The organism is Vibrio sp. J1-1, from assembly GCF_021728395.1.
Lineage (GTDB): Bacteria > Pseudomonadota > Gammaproteobacteria > Enterobacterales > Vibrionaceae > Vibrio.
On the sequence record NZ_JAKKCM010000006.1, the window covers coordinates 97,181 to 119,112 of the forward strand.

18 protein-coding genes and 1 pseudogene are annotated in these 21,932 nt (G+C 44.1%); 14 read left to right on the forward strand and 5 right to left on the reverse strand.

Annotated elements, in window-relative coordinates; translation table 11 throughout:
• Positions 1-135: 135 nt before the first annotated feature.
• Positions 136-828: a Crp/Fnr family transcriptional regulator gene (locus tag L3V31_RS11370; protein ID WP_237316163.1), complete on the forward strand. Its 693-nt coding sequence runs from the start codon at positions 136-138 to the stop codon at positions 826-828.
• Between the two features lie 80 nt (positions 829-908).
• On the opposite strand, the gene L3V31_RS11375 is transcribed toward L3V31_RS11370, so the two are convergent.
• Positions 909-2,450, reverse strand: coding sequence for a long-chain fatty acid--CoA ligase (locus L3V31_RS11375; protein ID WP_237316164.1), 1,542 nt, complete (start codon positions 2,448-2,450; stop codon positions 909-911).
• A gap of 542 nt (positions 2,451-2,992) precedes the next feature.
• On the opposite strand from L3V31_RS11375, the gene L3V31_RS11380 reads away from it, so the two are divergent.
• The 7 genes from L3V31_RS11380 (at position 2,993) to L3V31_RS11410 (ending at position 9,646) form a co-directional block, all read left to right on the forward strand.
• Positions 2,993-4,261, forward strand: a complete 1,269-nt coding sequence (locus L3V31_RS11380) for a dicarboxylate/amino acid:cation symporter (protein ID WP_237316165.1) — start codon at positions 2,993-2,995, stop codon at positions 4,259-4,261.
• Positions 4,262-4,681: 420 nt separating this feature from the next.
• Positions 4,682-7,219, forward strand: a complete 2,538-nt coding sequence (locus L3V31_RS11385) for a hybrid sensor histidine kinase/response regulator (protein ID WP_237316166.1) — start codon at positions 4,682-4,684, stop codon at positions 7,217-7,219.
• 89 nt (positions 7,220-7,308) lie between these two features.
• Positions 7,309-7,551, forward strand: a complete 243-nt coding sequence (locus L3V31_RS11390; protein ID WP_237316167.1) for a hypothetical protein — start codon at positions 7,309-7,311, stop codon at positions 7,549-7,551.
• Between the two features lie 131 nt (positions 7,552-7,682).
• On the forward strand, positions 7,683-8,246 hold the full coding sequence (locus L3V31_RS11395) for a septation protein A (protein WP_237316168.1): 564 nt from the start codon (positions 7,683-7,685) through the stop codon (positions 8,244-8,246).
• A 203-nt stretch (positions 8,247-8,449) separates the two neighbouring features.
• Positions 8,450-8,845 carry an acyl-CoA thioester hydrolase YciA gene (gene yciA, locus L3V31_RS11400; RefSeq protein ID WP_014232419.1) on the forward strand — a complete coding sequence of 132 codons (396 nt, stop codon included), beginning with the start codon at positions 8,450-8,452 and terminating at the stop codon, positions 8,843-8,845.
• 114 nt (positions 8,846-8,959) lie between these two features.
• On the forward strand, positions 8,960-9,256 hold the full coding sequence (locus L3V31_RS11405; protein ID WP_237316169.1) for a YciI family protein: 297 nt from the start codon (positions 8,960-8,962) through the stop codon (positions 9,254-9,256).
• A gap of 3 nt (positions 9,257-9,259) precedes the next feature.
• Complete coding sequence (locus tag L3V31_RS11410; RefSeq protein WP_237316170.1) at positions 9,260-9,646, forward strand: GspS/AspS pilotin family protein; 387 nt, start codon at positions 9,260-9,262, stop codon at positions 9,644-9,646.
• A gap of 121 nt (positions 9,647-9,767) precedes the next feature.
• Here L3V31_RS11410 and metE read toward each other — a convergent pair whose 3' ends face one another.
• Positions 9,768-12,050 carry a 5-methyltetrahydropteroyltriglutamate--homocysteine S-methyltransferase gene (gene metE / locus L3V31_RS11415; RefSeq protein WP_237316171.1) on the reverse strand — a complete coding sequence of 761 codons (2,283 nt, stop codon included), beginning with the start codon at positions 12,048-12,050 and terminating at the stop codon, positions 9,768-9,770.
• Positions 12,051-12,311: 261 nt separating this feature from the next.
• On the opposite strand from metE, the gene metR reads away from it, so the two are divergent.
• On the forward strand, positions 12,312-13,223 hold the full coding sequence (metR, locus tag L3V31_RS11420) for an HTH-type transcriptional regulator MetR (RefSeq protein ID WP_237316172.1): 912 nt from the start codon (positions 12,312-12,314) through the stop codon (positions 13,221-13,223).
• Between the two features lie 22 nt (positions 13,224-13,245).
• Here metR and L3V31_RS11425 read toward each other — a convergent pair whose 3' ends face one another.
• A complete protein-coding gene (locus L3V31_RS11425; RefSeq protein ID WP_237316173.1) occupies positions 13,246-13,446 on the reverse strand; it encodes a DUF4250 domain-containing protein in 201 nt (66 codons plus the stop codon).
• Positions 13,447-13,574: 128 nt separating this feature from the next.
• Positions 13,575-14,261: a hypothetical protein gene (locus L3V31_RS11430; RefSeq protein WP_237316174.1), complete on the reverse strand. Its 687-nt coding sequence runs from the start codon at positions 14,259-14,261 to the stop codon at positions 13,575-13,577.
• A gap of 504 nt (positions 14,262-14,765) precedes the next feature.
• Between L3V31_RS11430 and L3V31_RS11435 the strand changes: the two genes are divergently transcribed.
• The 4 genes and pseudogenes from L3V31_RS11435 (at position 14,766) to L3V31_RS11450 (ending at position 20,258) form a co-directional block, all read left to right on the forward strand.
• Positions 14,766-17,099 (forward strand): YgiQ family radical SAM protein, encoded by a 2,334-nt coding sequence (locus L3V31_RS11435; protein WP_237316175.1) that lies wholly within the window; start codon positions 14,766-14,768, stop codon positions 17,097-17,099.
• A 190-nt stretch (positions 17,100-17,289) separates the two neighbouring features.
• Positions 17,290-17,967, forward strand: coding sequence for a response regulator transcription factor (locus L3V31_RS11440; protein WP_237316176.1), 678 nt, complete (start codon positions 17,290-17,292; stop codon positions 17,965-17,967).
• A pseudogene (locus L3V31_RS11445) lies at positions 17,964-19,244 on the forward strand (HAMP domain-containing sensor histidine kinase). The gene L3V31_RS11440 and the pseudogene L3V31_RS11445 overlap by 4 nt, the downstream one beginning before the upstream one ends.
• Positions 19,245-19,361: 117 nt before the next feature.
• The gene (locus tag L3V31_RS11450; protein ID WP_237316177.1) at positions 19,362-20,258 is read left to right on the forward strand and encodes a 1-aminocyclopropane-1-carboxylate deaminase/D-cysteine desulfhydrase; all 897 of its coding nucleotides are present in this window, start codon (positions 19,362-19,364) and stop codon (positions 20,256-20,258) included.
• A 25-nt stretch (positions 20,259-20,283) separates the two neighbouring features.
• Here the strand turns inward: L3V31_RS11450 and L3V31_RS11455 are convergent, their stop codons facing one another.
• The gene (locus L3V31_RS11455) at positions 20,284-20,826 is read right to left on the reverse strand and encodes an isochorismatase family protein (RefSeq protein ID WP_237316178.1); all 543 of its coding nucleotides are present in this window, start codon (positions 20,824-20,826) and stop codon (positions 20,284-20,286) included.
• Positions 20,827-21,369: 543 nt separating this feature from the next.
• On the opposite strand from L3V31_RS11455, the gene L3V31_RS11460 reads away from it, so the two are divergent.
• The gene (locus tag L3V31_RS11460) at positions 21,370-21,915 is read left to right on the forward strand and encodes a hypothetical protein (protein WP_237316179.1); all 546 of its coding nucleotides are present in this window, start codon (positions 21,370-21,372) and stop codon (positions 21,913-21,915) included.
• Positions 21,916-21,932: the final 17 nt, after the last annotated feature.

The window sequence follows — 21,932 nt, forward strand, 5'->3', positions numbered from 1 at the left end:
CTAACGATGCTCACTCAAATAGAGACCCATCACAAATTCAGATTATAACCTTCTCTCGACATAAGCCCCCTTGAGTGCATCGAATTATAAAATGTTAAAATAGCTCAGTTAACAGTGCTGCATTAAGGTACCGACATGGAAGAGTTAAAAAAGTTGTTGCTTCAATGCCCCGTCCTATCTGGATTACCTGAAGAGGGCATAAATGACGCGGTACAAATTGCAAGGACCCGGCATTTCGACGAAAAAGCGCTTATCTGCAATAAAGGAGACAAGCATTCATCTCTAATGGTGATTGCTAAAGGAGCAGTAAGAGTCAACTCGATAAGTACAAAAGGTAAGGAAGTCACGTTAATGATTTTCGATGCTGGCGGCTGGTTCGGAGATAATGTTTTCTCGCCAGGCATGCCGCGCATATTCGGAGCAACGGCTCATTCCGACGTGACACTCCTAGAACTACAAGGGGATAAATTCCGTCAGTTGCTAGCGAAGTACCCTCAAAGTTACCCGGTCATTCTGGATCTTATGAGTCGAAGACTATGGTCAGCAATATCCGTTATAGAAGATGATGCAATACGAGGCATCGAAGAGCGCATTGGTCGCCGGTTACTTTTACTCGCGACTTATCAAACCAATCGGGCAATAAGTGCCGATCCTTGTGTGGTTCGTGTAACACGAGAACACATCGCGAATATGATGGGACTAACCCGCCAAAGTGTGCACAAAGTATTAAAAAAACTTGAAGAATTGGGAATACTTAAGCTGAGCTACGGGAGCATCACTATTCCCAACCCTTTAGAGATGGAAGAGTATCTCAAACAACTCGAATAACCCAACCGCTGCATCATCCCGATCTTCAGAAAACAAAAAAGCCAGCTAATCACTAGCTGGCTTTGCATTTAATCATCTGTCTAAGCGACTTTGAGTTCTGCTTTCAACTCGCGCTTTAAGATCTTACCTGTTGCACTCATCGGGAGTTGGTCACGAATTTCAACAAAACGAGGATATTTAAATGCCGCTAAATGTTCACGTCCCCAAGCCTGAAGCTCCGCCGCTTCAATATCTTGATCAGGTTTAAGAACCACGTAAGCCTTAATTTCCTCTCCGTACTCTTGATGAGGAATACCAATCACCGCAACCATCGCAACGGCAGGGTGTGTCATGAATACTTCTTCAATTTCACGAGGGTAAACGTTAAAGCCGCCACGAATAATCAAGTCTTTGATTCGATCCACAATGTACAAGTTGCCTGCTTCATCGAAGCGACCAACGTCACCGGTGTGGAACCAGCCGTTTTTCAGCACAGACTCTGTTACTTCTGGACGCCCCAAGTAACCTTTCATGACGTTATGACCACGAACGACGATTTCACCTTCTTCACCTAAAGCCACTTTATTACCATCTAAATCGACAAGCTTAACCTCCACACCTTGGATAGGCTGGCCAACCGATCCAGGAATTCGCTCTTGATCTAAATGGTTGAAACAGGCAATAGGACTCGTTTCAGATAAACCGTAACCTTCCAGAATAGGCACGTTGAACTTTTCTTCAAACGCACGGAACACTTCTGTTGGTAACGATGAACCACCACTTGCCGCCACACGTAGCGACGAAATATCATAATCAGTATCTGCATGAAGCATACCGATGTACATTGTTGGTACACCAGCGAAAATGGTCACTTTGTGTTTTTCGATCAATTCAAGAATATGAGAAGGTTCAAATCGAGGAACAAGAACCAAAGTTGCACCACCCAAGACACTTGCATTCAAGTGCACGGTTTGACCAAATGTATGGAATAGAGGCAAGGTTACTAAGTGTACATCGTCCCCTTGCATGGCCATGACGTTCTGCCCAACAATAGCATTCATCACAATGTTTTGTTGCGTTAACTCCGCCCCTTTCGGCATTCCGGTCGTACCCGAGGTATACAACACAACACAGGTGTCATCCGCATTACGTGGCACGTAATCAGTTAGTGGTTCAACGTCACGAATAAAGGCGTTAAGTGTTGGTACACCACCCCACTCTAAATCAGCCTGCGACTGGGTCATTACCACCATGTGTTCGCAGGTTTCAACTTCCTTAAAAGCTTTCACACCTTCTCTGGCCATTGGCAGCTCTGGCGTACCTTCAAAACAGAAGAAAAACTTAGCGTTTGAGTCTTCTAGGTGATATTTAATTTCTCTTGCTTTCAACAACACGTTGAGTGGTACGGCAACTGCACCCGCTTTCTGAACAGCGAAATAGATAAACGCAAAGAAAGGCAGATTAGGACACGACAACGCGACTCGGTCACCCGGTTTGACACCACTATTGATCAAAGACGTCGCGATTTTGCCTGCGATCGCATCAAATTGAGAATAAGAAACTTCCAAGTCACCGCATATCAACGCTGTCTTATCAGGCTTACTGGCAGCATTTCGCTGCAGCGCAGCAGCAAGATTCATCATAATGACTCCACCTCTAGATTATTGGCATTCACGTTGCTATTAAATATTCAACAACAAAAAGTTAACAATACAGTGGCTTTATACGGTTATTGCATTTTTAACTCACCACTCATTAACATTATATTTACAACACTTAACATCCCGAGAATGTAAAATATTTAACATTTATAAACATGAAATCACTAAAGTGTGAGCTTGCATCCTAATTATTGCTAGAAATATCAGGCAATAAATACGTTCTTTCCCAACCTTAAAATAGCAAACATTTTGTTAACAAATGTTTGCTCAAAAAAAGGCCACACCATTAACTGGATTGATAATTCATCCAGCGACGCATTTGAAAAACAAATAGCAAACGTTTGCTATTGAGCAAAAAGTTAGCACCCGTCAATGAAATATCGATTATTTCATCAATAAAGCTGTTTAGCATATTGCCAATTGTGAATGATAAGTGTAAAAAGCGAAGGCGAAATTATTCTCCGTTTATTTATATTTAAACAGTGTGTGATTTTAGGATTTTACATTTTATTAGCACAGAGGTTATGGAAGTGTTAAAAGAAAAGAGTTTGCTAAACAACATTGGCGTGCAAGTCGTCATTGCAATGATCGTGGGTACAGCCGTTGGTGCTCTGATGGGTCACGACGCTACGGTCTTCGCGCCACTTGGTGCTATCTTTATTAACCTAATCAAAATGCTAGTAATCCCGTTGGTTGCTGTCGCTTTGATTTCTGGTGCTGCTGGTCTTGGTAATAGCCAGTCTGCAGGTAAAGTGGGCTTAGTAACACTAGGTTACTTTGGTCTAACATCGGCCCTTGCAGTCGCACTTGCTCTATTTATGGGTGAAGTATTCCAACCGGGTATTGGCATCGACGTTTCTGGCGTTGAAGGCATGTTCTCAGCTGAATACGCTTCTAAAGGTGAACTACCAACTTTCTGGGCAACCATCACTGGTATGATCCCAACCAACGTTTTCCAGTCACTGAACGAAGCGAACATTCTACAGATCCTAGTATTCTGTATGTTCTTTGGCATTGCGATTTCGCAACAAGCTAAAGAGCGCCGTGATCCTATCATTAACGGTGTTAACTGCATTGTTGACGCGATGGTTTGGATGATCAATAAAGTGATGATCATTGCTCCTATCGGTGTATTCGGCCTGATGGCTGAAGCGGTAGGTACGTTTGGTTTTGGCGCACTGATGGTTGTATTCAAACTGTTCGTGGTCTACGTAGCAGCGATCCTAATCTTTGGTTTCGTTGTTTACCCAGCTATGGTTCATATTTTCACTAAGACATCAGCGAAGAAATTCCTTTCTTCAATGAAGAAGCCACAAGCAGTTGCACTATCTACAGCTTCTTCAATGGCAACGCTGCCTGTAACGATGGACACTTGTGAAAAAGATCTTGGCGTTAGAAACTCGACCGCTTCGTTCGTTCTGCCTCTTGGTGCAACGATCAACATGTCTGGTAACGCGATTTACTACGGCTTGGTAGCCATCTTCTTCGCTCAATTGTTTAACATTGAGCTAGGCATGGGCGCGTACATCGCAATCATCATTACTTCTACTCTTGGTGCGGTTGGTCAGGCTGGTGTACCTGGTCCATCATTCTTGGTTGTTGCGGTTCTGCTAGCAGCTGGTATTCCAATTGAAGGTCTACCACTACTATTCGCACTTGACCGTATCTTCGATATGATTCGTACCGCTCTGAACATCACTGGCGATGCTGCATGTGCTGTTATTGTTGATGCGCTTGTAGAAGAAGAAGTACAAGCAAATAAAGAAGTTGAGCTGAGTAAGCAAGAAGCTTAATTTTTCTTTGATAAATTTATAGAAGCCGCTCTAAATGAGCGGCTTTTTTTTATCCAACTTTTGCATTAGATAACCATACAAAAAGAAACTGGTAGCATAAATTATGTAACGTGATATAACGCACCTATAAAATATAAAAAGTGTCAGTGCTAGGTTGTTTCATGAGTCTAAAGTTGTCTTTAGACCTGATCTCCAATACAGATTGGTCTATTCAAGTAAATCAAATAGTTGCGCATGAAGTCATTCATCGTTCAACTCACTACTATTTGCTGCTGTGTTTATGTTTTTTGAGCATTGGCACGGCTGGCTGTGCCCGTATTTTCATCAAAGCGTGGCGTGAGAAACCTCACACTTTCTTCGTGAAATTTAGTGGGAAGTATTGTGAACAAAAAAACAGACTTCTTCCACAGGTGAGCCAGAATGTCTGATTTTGGTTTGGCAGGTCTGCTCTATCCAAAAGCGATTACATTATATGTCACCATAGCCGCTGTTCTCCTGTGGCTGCTGTACTATTGCTATCGCCTGAAAAATCGCAACGAGCGTGTTTTGGGTACCTATCATGCTCCCTACATCGCATACTCTGTCTGCATCATTATCTGGATTAGCAGTAATGCCTATTTTCATACTGACCTATTGGTGAAACTTGGCTCAGAGGGCGGTGTATTCATGGCAAAATTGGCTAATATCGCGTCTTTCTTCTCTTTTGCCTTTGCGTATTACTTTTCCTGTCAGTTACTTGCCGAACAGAAAAAGAGGGATATAAAAAGATGGCAGCAACTGATATTTTTACTACTTTCAGTGTATTCACTTTTTATAAATTTACGTCCGGATCTAACGGTAGAAAATGTCTCTATACAAGAGCCGAGTAAGTTTGCGATTGAATTTGGCTCTCATACCGCCTACTTCTTCAACTCTATACTGGTATTGATTGCTCTTACACTCATCAACCTTGCCCGTATGCGAGTCAACAGCAGTAAACTAGTGCTGGCTAAAAGTAACTACATGATTGCAGGAATCTTGGTATTCATGCTGTCGACTACAGCCATTCACCTCGGAATGACCTATTTTCTCGGTGACTTTTCCCTGACATGGTTGCCACCAGCACTCTCCATCAGTGAAATGCTATTTTTTGGCTACGCTTTACTGACCTCACGCTTCTATAGTGCGAAATATCTCGCCTACATCGCCGTCAGCACATTACTGGTATGCGGTATTTTTGTATTGCCTTTAGGGGCGGCATTGATTCCAATAACCGAAGGAAACCAGTGGCTTGTCTCCATTCCTATCTGCGCACTGATTGGCGTCACCTGGAACTGGCTGTATCGTCGAGTGAGTCATTTGGTGTCCTATTTTGTTTATTTCAAGAAACAGACTCCAGTCCAACAAATTCTTACTCTGGAAGATGACTTTAAGCATTCGATTGATGATGCGATGGAAAAGCTTGGAGAATTACTTGATGTCCCTAAAGACAAGCTTCAGCTGGTGAGCAGTCAATTTTCGGGAACGTTTTATGAAAACTATCTGCGCTCTGACAAACCGGTTCTGTTACTCGATGAACTGTCTGAGGAGATAAAGTACACATCGGTAAACAGAAGTGCATTGAGAAAGCTCTATAATAGAATGCGCTCTAGTGGTACGGCGCTGGTCATGCCGCTATATGGACATAGCTGCTCAGTTTCTCACCTTTTGATTTCTTCCCATAAAAGAAATCAAAAGCTGTTTTCTAACGAAGAGATTTCCGCCTTACAAACTCTACTGACTCGCGTGCAAAGCACTATTGAAGCGGATAGAAAAGTTCGTCAAAGTCGTGCACTCGCCCACTCCATTGCTCATGAGATGCGTAACCCCCTTGCACAAGTGCAATTGCAATTTGAAGTGCTGACTCAACATATTGAATCCCAGTTTCCATCAGAAACTCTAAAAGGCGATATCAATAAGGGACAGGCTGCAATTCAGCGAGGTCGGCAACTGATCGATATCATATTAAGAGAAGTCAGTGACACATCGCCAGAACAAGAGCCACAGGTAGCAACGTCCATTCATAACTCTGTTCATCAAGCGATAGCTCGCTATGGTTTTGAAAACAACAAGAGTCTCGAGCGAGTAAAACTGCCTCAGACAGAAGATTTTGTGGTGATGTTAAATGAAACACTGTTTAACTTCGTTATTTTCAACTTGATTCGCAATGCGGTTTACTACTTTGACTCTTATCCGTCGAGCCAAATTGAAATTAGAACTCAAACTGGACCGTATGAGAACATACTAATCTTTCGTGATTCCGGTCCTGGTATTGATAACACGATTCTGCATAAGATCTTTGACGATTTCTTTTCATACCAAAAAAGTGGTGGGAGTGGTCTGGGGCTAAGTTATTGTCAACGAGTAATGCGTTCATTTGGCGGCCGAATTGAATGTCATTCTGTAAAGGGAGAGTTCACGGAGTTCTATCTTTACTTCCCCGTCGTCCCGAACTCACCAAAAGCAGAAACCTTTAGAGCCAACTCCGAAAACAGAAGTCATTCAAAAGATGACATTGAGTCTCTTGTAATGAATAACTTAACAGTCGTTGATCACGCACCAACAGTGCTCATTGTTGATGATAAAGAAGTGCAACGCACATTAGTTCAGTTGTATTTGAAACAATTAGGTGTCCAATGTTTGCAGGCAAATAACGGCGCAACCGCAATCGAAATGGTTCAATCTCACAAAATCGATTTGGTTCTGATGGATGTGCAAATGCCTGTTATGAATGGTTTTGATGCAAGCCAACGTATCAAAGAAATCTCCCCTTCCGTCAAGGTAATCGCGTTATCAGGGGAATCGGGAGATTTAGAGCTCGCACAGATTTCTAAACTAATGGATGGCCGCTTGAACAAACCGACAACCTTAAATGCGTTACGAGAGGTCATACATACGTGGCTCATTCAAAACCAACCCACTGAGTCAAACTCACTTTAAATTACTTGGCATAACTTATGCTTGTACAAGTAGAGCTACCTAAATCATAGCATTAGGCACGGGTAGAAAAATGTTAAAGGGAGATGACGATGTTACTCAACAGAGACACTTATCGCAGTTTGATTCATCATGGTATTAAAGCACTATTGTTAGATCGTATCGGTCACTATTCCGAAAATGAGTATCATCAATACCTCAATCTGATGACGGGTAAATCATCCTGCGTCACCATGACGAATGACGAGCTTGCCGCCACAGTAGATAACCTTTTGTGTGAAGGCTATTTAGAAGATGTCAAAACGCGTATCCCCCAATACCAGAATGTCGCCTAAACTATAAATTAGAGACAAGGATTGCCGCCATTGTCGCGGCAATTTTTGTATCCAATTGTCTCGAGCTATTCACATTGCGTCAGATTCCGCTAGACTGTGAACAACTCAATAACCAGGTAGTTTTCTGCAACATGAAGCAAATTCTTGATTTTATTCCACTCATTGTCTTCTTTGCCTTGTATAAGATGTACGACATTTACGTTGCGACCGGAGCACTCATCGTCGCGACGGCTATTCAAATCGTCCTGACATTTGTGATTTACAAAAAAGTGGAAAAGATGCAGTTAATCACTTTCGTGATGGTAGCTGTATTTGGTGGCATGACCATATTTCTCCACGATGACAACTTCATTAAATGGAAAGTGACCATTGTTTACATGGTATTTGCTATTGGTCTTGCGGTCAGTCACGCGATGGGCAAATCAGCGATTAAAGGGATGCTAGGAAAAGAGCTCTCTCTTCCTGAAAATATTTGGACACGCATCAACTGGGCTTGGGTCGGCTTCTTCTCTTTCTGCGCAGGCTTAAACATTTATGTTGCCTACGAACTGCCACTCGATGTCTGGGTTAACTTTAAAGTATTTGGTCTGCTGATCGCGACATTCATTTATATGATCGCTACAGGCTTTTACATCTACAAACACATGCCAAAAGAGCAGAAAAATAGCTCTTCCGATGTTTCGGTTGATGAATAACAGCTCAGCTTTGCTATAATCCGCGCCAAATTATTTTTAACAGCGACCTTCGGGTCGCTGTTTTGTTACTGTTCCAATTAATATTTGCGCTTGTTATCAATCGTAGTAACTAACTGATCATCCTAGCGGGTTAAAATGCTTGGGAACTTTTATTTACTGAGATTGGTCCCATTTAAGCGCTGACGATGATTTAGGATGTCACAATGAGCCAAGAATTTAACTCTCCGAAAGGCCAACTACTGCTTCGTACCCTCGCAATGCCTGCTGATACTAATGCGAATGGCGATATCTTTGGTGGCTGGATTATGTCTCAGCTTGACTTAGCTGGTGCTATTTTGGCGAAAGAAATTTCTTCCGGACGCGTTGTCACCGTTTCTGTATCGAGCATTACGTTTAGAAAGCCAGTGAGCGTTGGTGATGTCGTCTGTTGTTATGGTGTGTGTAAAAACATCGGCCGAACTTCAATGAGTGTAGACCTTGAAGTGTGGGTAAAACCGGTGAAAGTAGACGGCATTGAAGATCGCTTTATGGTCTGTGATGCAACCTTTAATTACGTCGCGATCGACAGTGAAGGTAAACCTCGCCCTATCGCAAAATAGGTTTGAAACGGTTCTAATATAAGGAAAATTTTCACATTTTCCATTGTTAACTTGTGAGAGTCACCAAAAAGTCGTTAAATTAGGACTTCAACCTACCAATTAAGGAACTATGCTATGTGGTATGTCATCTTTTCTCAGGACATCGAGAATTCATTAGAAAAGCGCATGAGTGTTCGCCCTCAACACCTAGAACGTTTACAACAACTTCAGGATGAAGGACGACTTCTGACCGCAGGCCCAATGCCAGCGATTGATTCTGATAACCCAGGAGAAGCGGGATTTACCGGTTCAACCGTCATAGCAGAGTTTGATTCTTTGGAAGACGCAAAAGCCTGGGCAGATAGAGACCCTTACGTGGCGGCGGGCGTTTACGAAAACGTGATCGTCAAACCGTTCAAAAAAGTGTTTTAATTTATGAAAAAATTACTGTGTTTGTTTCTGGCGCTTGGTGCGCTAGCAGGCTGTACGTCTAGTGCGGATAAAGAGCATCAGCTGGAACTGATGGCATCTAATCGTGCCGGTGTTCTCTCTGCTGGGCTACCGATGGAATATGGACCACTGCAAATAATGCGAGTCTCTTCTGCTAAGAATGTCGTTGAAATGATGATGATTTATAACGACGGCGCTATGGGTGCGAAACCACTAGCGCAGGTTCTTAACTCGAGTATCTACACATTCTGCCATAAACGAGAAATCCGAGATCATATCAATATGGGTTTAATGTATAGAGTGAAAGTTCGTAACACGCGCGGTCAATTGATAGCGGATGAATTGATTTCAGAACAACGCTGTAGCAATTAGTCACAGTAATTTGCCAAGCTAGCTCAGTATTGGATGTAATCCAAGCATCGCATCTGAATGGCTGGTTAAGAGTACACATAAAAGCAGGGATTCAATCCCTGCTTTTTCTTTCGCAGCCTCTTTACGCTAGCTCAGTGCGCAGCTTTTTCGCTGCTGAGACTAAATTGGCTAACGCTGCCTCTGTTTCTGCCCAGTTTCGTGTTTTTAGACCACAGTCTGGATTCACCCATAAACGTTGTACAGGAATTTTCTCTGCTGCTTTTTTAATCAACCCTTCAATCCACTCTTCACTCGGAATGTTCGGTGAGTGAATATCATAGACGCCAGGACCGATTTCATTAGGATAGTTAAACTCTTCAAACGCTTTTAGCAATTCCATATTCGAGCGTGACGTTTCAATGGTAATCACATCCGCATCCAGTGCCGCAACAGAATCGATAATTTCATTGAACTCGCTGTAACACATATGAGTATGAATCTGTGTCTCAGGCTTCGCGCTACCAGCAGAGATCTTAAACGCATCCACAGCCCATTCCAGGTAAGCTTTATGAGCACGCTTCTTAAGCGGTAACCCTTCACGAATCGCAGGCTCGTCAATCTGGATGATATTAATGCCTGCATCTTGTAAGTCAGAAACTTCATCTCGCAGTGCTAAGGCCAACTGCTGGGTGATTTCCTTGCGTGTAATGTCTTCACGAGGGAATGTCCAACACAAAATTGTGACAGGGCCAGTCAGCATTCCTTTCATTTGTTTGCTGGTCAGGGATTGTGCGTAGGTTGACCACTCGACCGTGATTGGTTTTTCACGCTCAATATCAGCCACTACAATAGCGGGCTTCACGCAGCGAGAACCGTAACTCTGAACCCAACCGAATTTGGTTGTTTGGAAACCAGCCAGATTTTCAGCGAAGTATTCAACCATATCGTTACGCTCAGCTTCACCGTGCACCAACACGTCCAGATCCAGCGCTTCCTGACGTTGTACCGCTTCAGCAATATGCCCTTTAAGTGCGGCAATATAGTCTGTCTCAGAAAGTTGACCAGAGCGATAGGCGCTGCGCTGAATACGAATTTCACCGGTTTGGGGGAAAGAACCGATAGTCGTAGTTGGCAATAGCGGTAAACCCAGAACTTCTGCCTGATGAGCAGCACGCTCAGGATAAGGGGCACTGCGCTGGGTTAGATCTGTGGTGATTCGATTGATACGGGCCTGCACCTGCGGTTTATTCACGTGTGTGGCCGTTATACGCGCTTTGATTGGCTGGCTGTAAGTGTCACATGTCAGAATAGCATTATGATCACCGTCCAGTGCTTTACCTAGTAGGGCCACCTCAGTAACTTTCTGTTTAGCAAAGGCGAACCAGCTTTTTACTTCTTCGCTAAGCGTCGTTTCAAGTTCTAGATCAACCGGGCTGTGCAGTAATGAACATGAGCTTGCAACCCACAGCTTGTCACCTAGCTTCTCTTTTACAGGTAGTAAGCTCGCCAATTGCGCACTTAAATCAGCACGCCAAACATTACGTCCATTGATAACGCCAGCCGATAACACCCAACCTTTTGGTAGTTTTTCCACAACTTCATCGAGCTGGTCTGGCGCTGCCGATAAGTCAATGTGCAGACCATCAACAGGTAGCTCGACAATTTTGTCCAGAGTATCGGTAACAGCGTCAAAGTAAGTCGTTAGCAGAACTTTTACGTCACTACGGATGATTTGATACGCCAGTTTAAATGAATCCGCCCATTTACTTTCCAGCTCAAGCGACAGAATAGGCTCATCGATTTGTACCCACTCCACTCCCAGATCAGCCAATTTAGCCAAAATTGCTTGATACGCGGTGAGCAATCTTGGTAACAGAGACAGGCGGTCAAAGCCTTCTTCAACTTCTTTACCCAAGTACAAGTAACTTAATGGACCAAGTAGAACAGGCTTAACCTTATGTCCCGCGTTAACAGCTTCACTCACCTCTTCAAATAACTGTGGCCAGCTCACCTCAAAAGTATCGTCTTTGCTAAATTCCGGCACAATGTAGTGGTAGTTGGTATTGAACCACTTAGTCATGTCAGAGGCAGCTGCGCCTGCACAGCCACAACCTGCCTGTGATTGGCCTCGACCAACCTTGAACAAGATATCAAGGTTAGGTGTGCCCTCGGCATGACGCTTTGGTACGTGCCCCAGTAACAGTGTTGTTGTCAATACGTGATCATACCAGGCAAAGTCGCCGGCAGTAGCAAAACTCAGACCCGCATCACTTTGCACTTGCCAGTTGTTCGCTCTTAGCTGTGCGCCAACCTGCTGGAGTTGTGCTTGATCGATTTCTCCGCGCCAGTATTTCTCCTGCGCAAATTTCAGTTCACGTTTTTCACCAATGCGTGGGTAGCCAAGTATGTGTGTAGTTGTCGCCATTTCCTTAGTCCTTATTATTCAGTTTATTTTGGTCAGAGCATCTCTGGCTTAACCGTCAGGATGTCTGGATGGCTAAACTATCTCTCTCAGACTAAAACTGAACAAGGTCTAAATATTCAACTTGTTTATTAAAAAATTTCATAATACAGTCGAAAAACGCACCAACACCTTGAATTAATAGACGTCTAGACGTTTACATTTCTATGTTTTGCAGTTAAGTTAATTGAGTTCATGGTGAGCATTAAAGGATGAAAGAGATTCATGATAGAGCTAAAACACTTGCGTACTATTACCTCGCTTCGAGATACGGGCTCACTGACTGCCACTGCAACCGCGTTGCATTTGACTCAATCGGCTCTTTCCCACCAAATTAAGGATTTGGAGTCTCGCATTGGTGGGCAGTTGTTTCTTAGGAAAACCCGCCCGGTGAAATTCACTTCCGAAGGTGAAATTCTATTGCACCTTGCTGAAGAGATCTTACCGAAACTCGCTAGAGCAGAGAATGAACTGGCAAGTTTGAAAGAAGACGTTAATGGCCGATTGCACATGGCTATCGAATGTCACTCTTGCTTTCAATGGCTGATGCCTGCTCTTAAGGAATACCAATTGGCTTGGCCTAGTGTGACGCTGGATTTTTCTTCAGGCTTTGGATTCGAGCCTTTACCTGCCCTACTCGCCGGGGAGCTGGATCTGGTTATTACTTCTGATATTCAGCCGCGTTCAGAGGTGCACTACGAGCCATTGTTTGACTTTGAAATGCGCCTAATCACGTCCACCAGCCACCCACTGGCTGATAAAGCGATTATTGATCCTCAAGATCTTGCCGATCAAACCATGCTGTCTTATCCGGTTCAAAAACAGCGACTTGACGTAGTTAAACACTTCTTACAGCCTGCTGGTGTGGAGCCAGCTAAATGGAAGCAAGCGGACAACACATTGATGTTAGTGCAAATGGTCTCGGCTGGATTAGGGGTTGCTGCACTGCCGAACTGGGCAATTTCAGAGTTTTCTCGACAAGGATTAATTACCAGTAAGCCATTTGGCAATGGGTTGTGGCGTCGTCTGTTTGCTGCTGTGCGAAATTCAGAAAAAGACAAACGCTATTTACAAGCGTTTTTCGCAACCGCAAGACAACAATGTAAAAGCCACCTTGATGGCATCAAGATGGCTTAAGAATGGGAGATATTGAACGTTCTTAGCGTTCGTACGGTTTGAATTGGTTAGTGAGAGGGTCGTACTGGTAGCCAAGCGTATCCAGCTTGCCTACTACCGACTCTGTATCCATTTCATAAGTCGATACTAATTCGTCAAAACTGTCACACTCTAAGCGTAATTTTTCGTTGACGATACCTAACAAAATAATGCTATCCAGATTACCTACATTGCTTAAATCCATCGCGACACTCCTCTTCGACAAGGTTTATATCCCAATAACCTCAAGTGAACGGGTATATATACAGCGTAGACATAATCTGGCGAAATTAAAGTGAGCCCACTCTAGATCGTGAGCTCACAGACAGGATATTAAGCGATCAATGCAAATATGCTTTGCAGGCTTGTCATAGAAACAAGAGCAAATAACAAAGCGACACTAAGCTGCACTTTCTCAGGCGTTTTATGAGTAAAAATGTGCCAACACCAAACCACAATAGAAGAGATCAACATCGCCAAGACAATTAATATTGGTTGAGTTGCGGTACTCAATGCTGTCTCATCTAACTGGTAAGTGGAAAAAAGCGTCGAAATCACCAACAACATGCCAGATACAATTCCGGTTACTGGTAAAATTCTATGAAACGCTTGTAAGCGGCTACGCGCAATCGTGAGTAGCAATTGAGAAAATGAAGCTCCCAAAAAGAAGATCATTAGCGCCATAGCAACAGCCGCAGGCCAATGAGACTGTTCAAATACTTGAATGCTAACATAGGCAAACGCCAAACCATTCGCTAAGTGCAATGCCCAAAGAGGTCCTTTCTCACGCGTTTTTTTGGTCTGGACCTGGGAATAGAAGTAAAAGATTGCAAACACCACCATAAACGCCTCAATGCGTAGTGATGCAACTGCCAGCCACATGACTCCTATTGCAGGTAACATTTTGTGCAGACGACCTCGCTGACCCGGACAAATATCGCCCTTGATTAAAAGCAAAGTCAGTAGCGCTTGTGCGCCAAATAACATCGGAGGAAAGGTAACCAGCAAGTGTTGAATCATGATGTAGCAAGCTCAAAAGTCGTTTGGGGTGGCGATAATAACAAATCACCTATCGCCAAACCACCTAAACCCTCTAAGGCCATTACTCGGCTCTGTTAGCCCTTCGAACTCATTTCTTCCGCATTTCTGGGTACGTATACGAGGCAGAAGTTTTCGTTACTCAGAGCACTGCCAAAAAAGACGCTTTTGTTCTTGCTCGATGCCTTCTGCAATGACTTTTACTCCCAGCTGGTGCACAATTTCAGTGCACAATCTGATTATATACACGACTCAAGATAACAGTTCGGTTGCTTATCTATTGTATTAACATTGGGACACTTTAAATCACAAACCTAATAACCATAAGGGTTTCAAGGTGATATAAGATAAATTTAATCGATAACTCCGTCCAATTTTTACAATCCAAATAAAACTCCATAAACTAAGCTTGAATAAACAAGTTTGGTATAGATACCTGATCATCAAATCGCTATAATTCGCGCTCCCTGGAACAGAGAGCAAAATATGACCAATAACATCACTCCTATTCATGAGTACAAAAAATACTGGGCCGAGTGTTTTGGTTCGGCACCTTTCTTGCCGACCAGCCGCAAAGAAATGGATGCCCTAGGATGGGATAGCTGTGACATTATCATTGTGACAGGTGACGCCTATGTGGATCACCCAAGCTTTGGTATGGCGATCATTGGCCGTCTATTAGAAGCACAAGGCTTCCGCGTCGGCATCATTGCTCAACCAGAATGGCAAAACAAAGATGCGTTCATGCAGCTTGGTCAGCCGAATCTGTTCTTTGGGATCACAGCGGGTAACATGGACTCCATGATCAACCGTTACACCGCGGATAAAAAACTCCGTCACGATGACGCATACACACCAAATAACGAAGGTGGCAAACGCCCAGACCGCGCGACTTTGGTCTACTCTCAGCGTTGTCGTGAAGCCTACAAAGAAGTGCCAATTGTTCTAGGTGGTATCGAAGCCAGCCTACGCCGCGTTGCGCACTACGATTACTGGTCAGATAAAGTTCGCCGCTCTGTACTGTTTGATGCAAAAGCAGACATCTTACTTTTCGGTAACGCAGAACGTGCGCTTGTGGAAGTAGCACATCGTATTGCAAATGGCGAAGACATCAGCACCATGACCAATATTCGTGGTACTGCCGTGAACTTGCCTGCTGCGCCAGAAGGTTACACGGTTATCGACTCATCTCGCATTGAAAAACCTCGTAAAGAAGCGTTCGTACCTAAGAACCCATACGAAGTAGAAACTCAGTGTGAAACCAAAAAAGATGAGCCTGTTGCACAGCCAATCACTATCCGTCCGTCTCGTCATGATGCTAAAACCACAGCGGTACGTTTACCTTCGTTTGAAAAACTAAGAAACGATCGCATTCTTTATGCTCATGCAAGTCGTGTATTGCATTTAGAAACCAACCCGTACTCTGGTCGAGCGTTACTTCAAAGCCATGGTGATCGTGAACTTTGGGTCAACCAAGCACCAATTCCGTTGACGACAGAAGAGATGGACTTTGTGTTTGGCCTGCCTTACGCGCGTGTCCCTCACCCTATGTATGGTAAAGCGAAAATTCCTGCCTACGACATGATCAAAACGTCTGTGAACATCATGCGTGGTTGTTTTGGTGGCTGTTCTTTTTGTTCGATTACCGAGCACGAAGGCCGAATCATTCAAAACCGCTCGAAAGAGTCGATCATAAACGAGATCGAAGAAATTCGCGACAAAGTTCCGGGCTTTACTGGCACGATTTCCGATCTTGGTGGCCCTACAGCGAACATGTACCGTCTGGGTTGTAAAGATCCAAAAGCGGAAGCGAACTGTCGTCGTCCTTCTTGTGTGTTCCCAGGCATCTGTAACAAGCTAAATACAGACCACAAACACACCATCGACCTTTACCGCGAAGCACGTAAAGTGGAAGGCGTGAAGAAAGTGATGGTCGCATCTGGCGTACGTTACGACCTTGCGATTGAATCACCAGAATACGTGAAAGAGCTAGTGACTCACCACGTTGGTGGCTACTTGAAGATTGCACCGGAACATACAGAGAAAGGCCCTCTTGATCTGATGATGAAACCGGGCATGGGCACGTACGATCGCTTTAAAGAGATGTTCGAGAAGTACAGTGCAGAAGCAGGCAAGAAACAGTACTTAATCCCCTACTTCATCTCCGCGCACCCAGGCACAGAAGACGAAGACATGCTGAACCTTGCGCTGTGGCTGAAAAAGAATAACTTCGAGTGTGACCAAGTACAAAACTTCTACCCATCGCCGATGTGTAACGCAACGTCGATGTACTACTCAGAGACAAACCCTCTGAAACGCGTGAAGTATAAAAAACGTGAAGATGTGCCAGTGGCAAAAGGTGAACGTCAGCGTCGCCTACATAAAGCACTGTTGCGTTACCACGATCCAGCAAACTGGCCAATGATTCGCGAAGCACTGATCAACATGGGCAAAAAACACCTGATTGGTGACAAAGCTACCTGTTTGGTTCCGGCTGAAGACATTGATGCGCAAACACCAGCGCAGCGTCGCAAATCTGGTCGCCACGGTGCGAACCGCTTTGCAACGAAACACACCAAGAACCAGCCTGGTTTTGGTGGTCACCTTGAGAAACGCTCTGAAGGTGGTTCTCGTGACGACAAGCCTTCTGGCAACCGCAATGGCTCAGGCAAAGCGCAAGGTGGTCAAGGTCGTGGTAATAACAACGGCCAGCGCGCAGGTTCAAACTCAAACCGTCCGAATGGCGGCAAGCCACAAGGTCAGGGTCGCCCTCAAGCTCAGGGTAAACCAGCGGGTCAGCGTAAACCTAAGCGTCGATAGCCATTAAAAATAGCTAAAAATCTAATAAAGGGCTCCAGAAGCAATTCTGGAGCCCTTTTGTTTTGCGTGTTACGCTTTCAATCAGTCACTTACACTTGCAATCGTCTATAGCATTGACAACTTTTTCACGCTTGTAGTGAATAATGTTCATTAAGGGCAAACCGACATTGCCGAGATTGGATAAGAATGAATGAAACGTGTGCTTTTAGTGGAAGATAATCGAGAAATCGCCGGAATGTTGTTTGATTACTTCGAATGTGCAGGAATGCAACTTGATTACGCCGACAACGGAGAACTTGGCCTTAAGCTCGCGCTTAGTCACTCTTTCGACATCATCTTGCTCGATTTAATGTTACCGCGTATGGATGGTTTAACACTGTGTAACAGATTAAGAGACGCAGGAAATAATACCCCAGTGCTCATGCTCACCGCTCTAGATAGCCGCGACGATATGCTGAAAGGCTTTGCCCATGGAGCAGATGACTATCTGACAAAGCCTTTTGACCTCGATATTCTCGAAGCTCGCATGACCGCGTTGATAAAACGCTATCGTGGTACCGTTGCCTCAAGTCAACTCCAGTACGGTGAAGTGACGATTGACCAAAAAACGCACCAGGCTTATCGCCAAGGTAGGCAATTAGCACTCAACCCGACCACTTACACCATTCTCGAAATGCTGGTACAAAGTGCACCAGACATTGTCACCAGAGAAGAGATTGCCTTTCGTTTATGGCAAGAAAACGAGCCAAACAACGATGTGCTTCGCAGCCATATCTACCAACTGCGTGGACAACTCGATAAACCCTTTAAAGAGCATTTGATCAAAACCATTCCTAAAGTCGGCTTTCGTTTGGAGCCGGGAGCATGATTCGTCGCTTACTCGGTAATACCCAAAGTATGACCGGTCGCCTTGAACTGTTTTTCTTGCTGGTTTCTGTTGTGATCGGGTTACTCTGCTTTGCTCTGGTCAGTGGGTCACTGTTGTGGTCGGAAGATCGTGTTGGTGAACGCCGGATTATGATCGACAAAAAAGAAGCCATTGAGCATTTTAAAAACACGCCTTCTAAGGGTGAAGTAAAGCTGGATCTTCTGACGACGGCGTACAATGACATCAATCTGGTCCCTTCCTTTTACCGCCCTTTCCTACAAGATAAACACTATTTTTTAGGTGAAGTGGGCGAAGAACCCTACACTCGCATGATTTACATGAGTACCTACACGCAAGATGGTGAGGCGCACCTCATCATCTTGATTTCGTTAATTGATGAAATCGAGATTACATGGAGCGAGTTTTTCTACGTTATCGGATTAGTACTGGCAGTTGTTCTTGTTCTGATGTTGGTATTTGGCAGTTTATTACTTCGTTTGTCTCAACGATTAATTGAGCCGGTTAACACCCTGAAAACTCAACTGGATGAGCACCAAGGTGACACAACGAAGAAGTTTGTTGTTCCCCAAGGCTCTGCGCAAGAGTTCGAAGCCCTTGCCACTCAGCTTAATGAGTATCGCTACGAAGTAGATCAAGTCATCAAGCGTGAACAGGCCTTTGCGCGCTACGCCAGTCACGAGCTCAGAACTCCGCTGACGGTCATGAAAGGCTCCAGTAGCTTATTAGCCAGAAACTCCAGCACGCCATTTCAGGAACGCCAGATTAGTCGTATCCAAGACGCCACACAGCAAATGTCTACCATGGTCGACGCATTACTTGGTTTAGTTCGTTATTAGCGAAATACGGATGATAGCCCCGTACGTCGAATTTCTGAGCAGGAGTTACGTCACATTGTTTCGCTTAGCCAGGCACAGGCTAATGAAAAATCTCTTGAGTTTGAAGTTACCGTGACAGGCAGTCCACTTACGAGAGCAACAACCGCTGTGCTTAATATCATTCTGAGTAATCTGATACGGAATAGTATTGCCGCGACTTCCAAAGGCAAAATATACGTTGAAATGAGCGACGATGCTTTGTCTGTCCGAGATGAAGGAGAAGGCTTTTCTTCTGTACCAGACTCTGACGGACACGGCTTGGGCCTCATGATCGTGGATGACTTATGCCGCCGATATGGCTGGCAGTTTTCGATCAATACACTCCCAGAAGGGGGATGCGAAGCTTTGATTAATTTAGCAGCCGCACATACAAACGAATAACCCCTAAAAATTAAAGGTAATTTCAAGTCTTGCCACTTTTGTTCTCGTAGCGATAACGGTAAACTGTGCCACCTTTTTAAATGACCAGGTGACACGGTTTATTCCGTCAGGCATCACATGAAACTCTCTGAAAGCCCAATCACTCAACACAGCTTTAACGGTCAGAAATTTTTTCTAAAACGCGATGACTTACTGCACTCCCACTTTTCCGGGAACAAAGCGCGTAAATTCATGATGCTTTTGGAAGAGCAGGATCCAAACATTACGACTCTGATTAGCTATGGCTCAGCCCAGTCTAATGCGATGTATTCTCTGGCTGCACTCGCAAAAGTCAAAGGATGGGCATTCGAGTTTTATGTCAGTCATATCCCGGAGTGGTTAAAAAGCACGCCCATTGGTAATTATCGGGGAGCACTCGATTTAGGGATGCAGATAACAGCGATGAAAGACGTTGGCAGCGAACTTCACCCTAGCCAATACATCACGGATATACGTGGATTGGATGATACCACGCTGTTTATGCCTGAAGGCGGACGCTCTCAAATCGCAGAAGGTGGCGTGAAACAACTCGCACGTGAGATTCTTGACTGGACTCGCTTCAGAGCAAAAGAACAGTTTGCGGTAGCTCTTCCTTCCGGCACTGGCACCACAGCATTGTATCTGCACAAGTATCTCAGCCCTCATGGAATAGACATCTTAACCTGCCCGTGTGTGGGAGATGAAAGCTATCTAACTGAGCAGTTCAATATGCTGGGAGAAACGAGTCATCCGCAGGTTTTATCGCTACGGAAAAAACACCATTTCGGCCGCCTATATAAAGAAGATTACGAGACATGGAAAAACTTGTACGAACAAACGGATCTGGAATTTGATCTCCTTTACGACCCCTATATGTGGCAATGTCTGGCTCCATGGCGAAAAGAGAACCCAGACAAGACACTGATCTACGTTCATCAAGGTGGGATACTTGGCAACGAGTCAATGCTGCCAAGATATCAACGAGAATTTGACTAAACACACTCGGTGGCTTGTTCAACGCCTATTTAATCAACGCCAGAATATCTTTAAACTCTGGCGCTCGACAATCTTCCACCATTTCGTAAAGGCACATTTCCAGACCCGTTAATACGACACCGTTGGCGGTTAGCTTCGCCAGAGCGAGCGCTTTGTTCGCAGCCGTACGCGACGATACACAATCGGTGACAAGTTCAACTCGGTAGCCAGATTGACACAAAGAAAGCGCAGTTTGATACACACAAATGTGGGACTCGATACCACAGACGAGCCATGTATCTACTTTGGCATTTTCTACCGCCAGCTTAAACCGTTCCTCTTTGCAGCCATCAAATGTGTACTTAGTCATCGGCAAGTATGTTTTCTCTAGCTCTTTTCGAATGGGCTCAGAGGTTGGCCCTAGCCTTTCTGGGTTCTGCTCCAGCCAAAGAATTGGCAAGTTCAGTGCCTTAGCACCTTTGACCAACTTAGTGACATTTTCAATGAGCTGGTCACTTTCATGCACTAATGTCGCGAGCTTGCCTTGTACATCCACGACGACCAAGCCTGTGTTGCCTTTATCGAGCATTCCTATCTCCTTTACTTAACGCTGACTAGTAATGAAACCAACTGAATATTGATAATGGCTTAATATTCACTTCTGTTGGAGCGTCTAATTTTGAAAGATAAGGCTTGCTCACACTATTTACCTTCAGCCTGAATTTACGTTTCACCTGAGAAGTACCGCTTAGATGATCAGACAGACAACATTTCTGCAATCAGCTAGCACTAATTGTACCAAAAGATCCTGCATTGGTTTTTGTTATATCGAGGCGTTGTCAGAAAATAGATCGTAAATAACTCATAGTGGTGATTAATAAATGTATTTTTAGACATTAGTCTAGATAAAAACACAATCAAAATCTCGTAGTAAATATTTACTACAAATAATATAGAATGATGATTTTAATAATAAACATGATATTTCATATGTATATATGTACAATATTTAAATTTACATAATAAACTCGTTACTTATAAATACGTTTTAAAATTATGTCACCAATATCTAATATTAATCTATAATTAAGTCACTCTCATTCTCATGTTGTATTAACTTGAGGCCATTTTTATGAAGTCAGCTATTTATATTTCCACTCTTATTTCGGTAAGCTGCTCCTTTGGCGTATTTGCAGCTGTTGATTCACAAGCACTATTGGAAGATGCACTGAGTGCCGCTCCTCCATCACTTCGCGATAAAGTGACGGTGATGGACTGGGACAAAAACGTTCTTCAAGAAGGTTCCAGTCAATATACCTGCTTCCCTACTCCTCCTCAACTTGAAGGTGAAGGTGTCGCAGCACCAATGTGTATGGATGGTCCTTGGATGGAATGGGCAGATGCCTGGATGAATAAGAAGCCTTTCCAAGCTAAATCGTTGGGTATTTCTTATATGCTGGGTGGCGATGGCGCCGGAGCAAGTAATACAGACCCGTATGCAGAAGGTAAAACCGATGATAATCAGTGGATTATCGAAGGTACGCACTTGATGATAATTACCCCTGATCAAGCGTTACTCGATTCATTGCCAACCGATCCCGATTATGGTGGTCCATATGTCATGTGGAAAGGTACACCGTATGCTCATATTATGATTCCTGTTGGAGCCAGACCATAAATCTATAATTAAACCCG